Genomic DNA, 2,393 nt, shown 5'->3' on the forward strand with positions numbered 1-2,393 from the left:
TTCCCTTCGTCGGCGACATCGCTCGCTCGAAGACCTTCTATAGCGAGCTGCTGGGTCTCAAGATCCTGAAGGACTTCAGGAGTTTCGTGCTCTTTGAAACCGGCTTTGCAATTCATGACGGAAACGCGCTGGAGCTGTGAAACAACATCAAGACGGAACCCCGGTGGTTTCTGCGAAACGCTGCTGAAAATAAAAAGAAAACCGCAAATTTAATGGCGTCCTAATCGGCGTCCCTGGGGTCCCAGTCAAAACCACAATGTCTCTTCTTTTTCAGTTGGTTATCTGATCTTATGGTGGGGGTTACATTTTAGTGCTGTTTCACACGCAGATCTGATCGAGATCTGCAACCACCTCCCATCCGACGCCGCGCAAATGCCTTGGCTTTCGACCGCCCGCCGAAGTCTTCTACAAAAAGCTGCTCGCTCAAATGCGGAACGCAGGATAACTTGAGACGACCCGCAAGTCGCGGTTCAACATGAACTCACAGGCAGGTAAATCAAAACGAACTACGACATCAACTGCCTGGGCGATCTTTAACTTTTCAGAAGATTACGCAAATCGCGCCGGCCATCGACCACTCGTACAATCTGTATCGTGTCGACTGGCCCCTGATCGGTGTCTGGAATCGTCTCGTAGAGAATGACGTAAGGTGCTTCCACTAGCATCCGCGCCGTAGGCGCGATTTCGAGATGACGCTGGCCAAGCCGCGGTTGATCGACCAAAAGACCAACTTTCTGTCTAAATTGCTCATAATAACGTTCAGCGGCTTTTGATTGGTGAAGACCGATCTCCACATAAATATTAATAACGTCGTCCTCGGCTTGAGACGACCAAATGAGCTTAACCACCATGATTGCGAGCGGCGTTCAGTTTCTGACGAGCTTTTTCGCGGGTTGCGTTGAAATCGACAGTCTTTGGGGCGCCACTGGCTTTACCCTGCGCCCACAATTCGCGCAGATGTTGAATATCGTTCTTCCGGCTAGCCCATTTCGCAGACCAGTCACGCATGGCTTCGCGCACAATTTCGCTGCTGCTGGCATAAGCACCGCTTTCGACCGCATCACGCAAAAGCTCAGCTTGCTGCGGTGTTACTGCAATGCTGACCTTCGAGACGTTAGACATGACTGCCCTCTTCAGCTTTCTGGTGGGAAAGATTACCACCAAACTAGCAATGGAGCCAAGAAAATTGCGGGAGAATGCAAATTCATTTGCGTAGCTCGAAACGAGCCGGCTCCCTGGCGGTCGCTACTCAGGAAAGCTGCTCGGTGTTGTGTCGCTTGAGGACAGCCAAGGTCAGTTTTTTGCTCTGTTTCTGGCCGCAGTATGGTTCTTGACCAGCGCCTCGCGGGCCATGTGCAAATCCTTGAGATCGTTGAAGACGGGGCTTCGTACCGGCCGTGCTTCGAGTTCGAGGAGTGCTCCCATGCGGGCAAGCATTGCGGCGTCCATCCGGTCGGTCTTGGCCAGTTTGCCCGTGGTTTCAGCAAAGCGCCGTGCCTGACGCGGATTGATCTTGACGAGTGCTGCACCCGCCACGTCCAGCCGGCGCTCGAAGGCCCGGTGGTAGGGCCCCGTCGGTTCGTAGACGACGCGCATGTCATGGATGGTCTCGGTTTGACCGAGCCAACCCATAAAAGCGCTGTGGCCGACAGTGTCGTTGGTGAAGCGGCGGTTCGCGCCGTCGCTCATCCGGTGAGCGTCGAGATGGTCTTTCGAGATATCGACGCCAATGGTATCGTTCGTCATCTTTCGCTCGTCCTCTGCTTGTCATTCGGAGCTGAACTGCGGGTATCCGTTCAGGACCAAAGAGAAAGACGAGGGCGATCCGACTCTAGTTCGACCCGCCAAGCGGTCCGCGTTTCAACGATCCCACCCTCGCCGCTGAGGCAGGGCGGCACCCTCTCGCAGCGGTTCATTCTTCGCCTGTTCGCCAGCAAAAGTCATAAGACAAGCGGTTCAGGCTTTCACGGAAGCATATCCGGCATTGGCGAAGTAGTTGCTGCATTCGCTGGGCTCGATGGTTGCGATGAGGCGTCCGATGTGGTGCCAAGTATCATCAATGGTTCGCTTGTGAGCCAAGCGCATCCAGTGCCTGATTTTGGCGAAGGCCTGTTCGATCGGATGAAGGTCGGGAGAGTATGGCGGCAGGTACCAGAGTCGCGCACCGGCGTTGCGGACTATCTGGCGGACGGCGACCGACTTGTGGGAGCCGAGATTAACCGAAGTGAGCATCGACCATAAACCGCGAAAAGAAAGCCTAAGCATCACTCCGGGATAAGCGTAAAAATTGTCGTTGAACCAACTGAACAACGATGCAAGGTAGGATGACGTCCCAGGGAGTGGTGTAGCATTCGGCTGGGGCCGCGCTTCCCGGCGAGAGCCGGAGGGGATAT

4 protein-coding genes and 2 pseudogenes are annotated in these 2,393 nt (G+C 54.7%); 2 read left to right on the forward strand and 4 right to left on the reverse strand.

Going from position 1 to position 2,393, the window contains the following annotated elements; all coding sequences use genetic code 11:
* Both ACPYOP_RS32775 and ACPYOP_RS32780 read left to right on the forward strand, forming a co-directional pair.
* Window positions 1–134: pseudogene (locus tag ACPYOP_RS32775) on the forward strand (VOC family protein); the annotation flags it as partial.
* A 193-nt stretch (window positions 135–327) separates the two neighbouring features.
* Window positions 328–445: pseudogene (locus ACPYOP_RS32780) on the forward strand (IS30 family transposase); the annotation flags it as partial.
* Window positions 446–533: 88 nt separating this feature from the next.
* Here ACPYOP_RS32780 and ACPYOP_RS32785 read toward each other — a convergent pair.
* The 4 genes from ACPYOP_RS32785 to ACPYOP_RS32800 all read right to left on the reverse strand — a co-directional run.
* Complete coding sequence (locus ACPYOP_RS32785) at window positions 534–851, reverse strand: type II toxin-antitoxin system RelE/ParE family toxin (RefSeq protein ID WP_481414360.1); 318 nt, start codon at window positions 849–851, stop codon at window positions 534–536.
* A complete protein-coding gene (locus ACPYOP_RS32790; protein WP_481414361.1) occupies window positions 841–1,122 on the reverse strand; it encodes a ribbon-helix-helix domain-containing protein in 282 nt (93 codons plus the stop codon). Before ACPYOP_RS32790 ends, ACPYOP_RS32785 begins: the two co-directional genes overlap by 11 nt.
* Window positions 1,123–1,293: 171 nt before the next feature.
* Window positions 1,294–1,746 (reverse strand): IS110 family transposase, encoded by a 453-nt coding sequence (locus tag ACPYOP_RS32795; protein WP_481414362.1) that lies wholly within the window; start codon window positions 1,744–1,746, stop codon window positions 1,294–1,296.
* A gap of 210 nt (window positions 1,747–1,956) precedes the next feature.
* Window positions 1,957–2,393, reverse strand: a 437-nt coding sequence (locus ACPYOP_RS32800) for a transposase (protein ID WP_481414363.1), incomplete at its 5' end; no start/stop codon positions are given.

Source organism: Rhizobium sp. KNZ2-6A, from assembly GCF_056755475.1.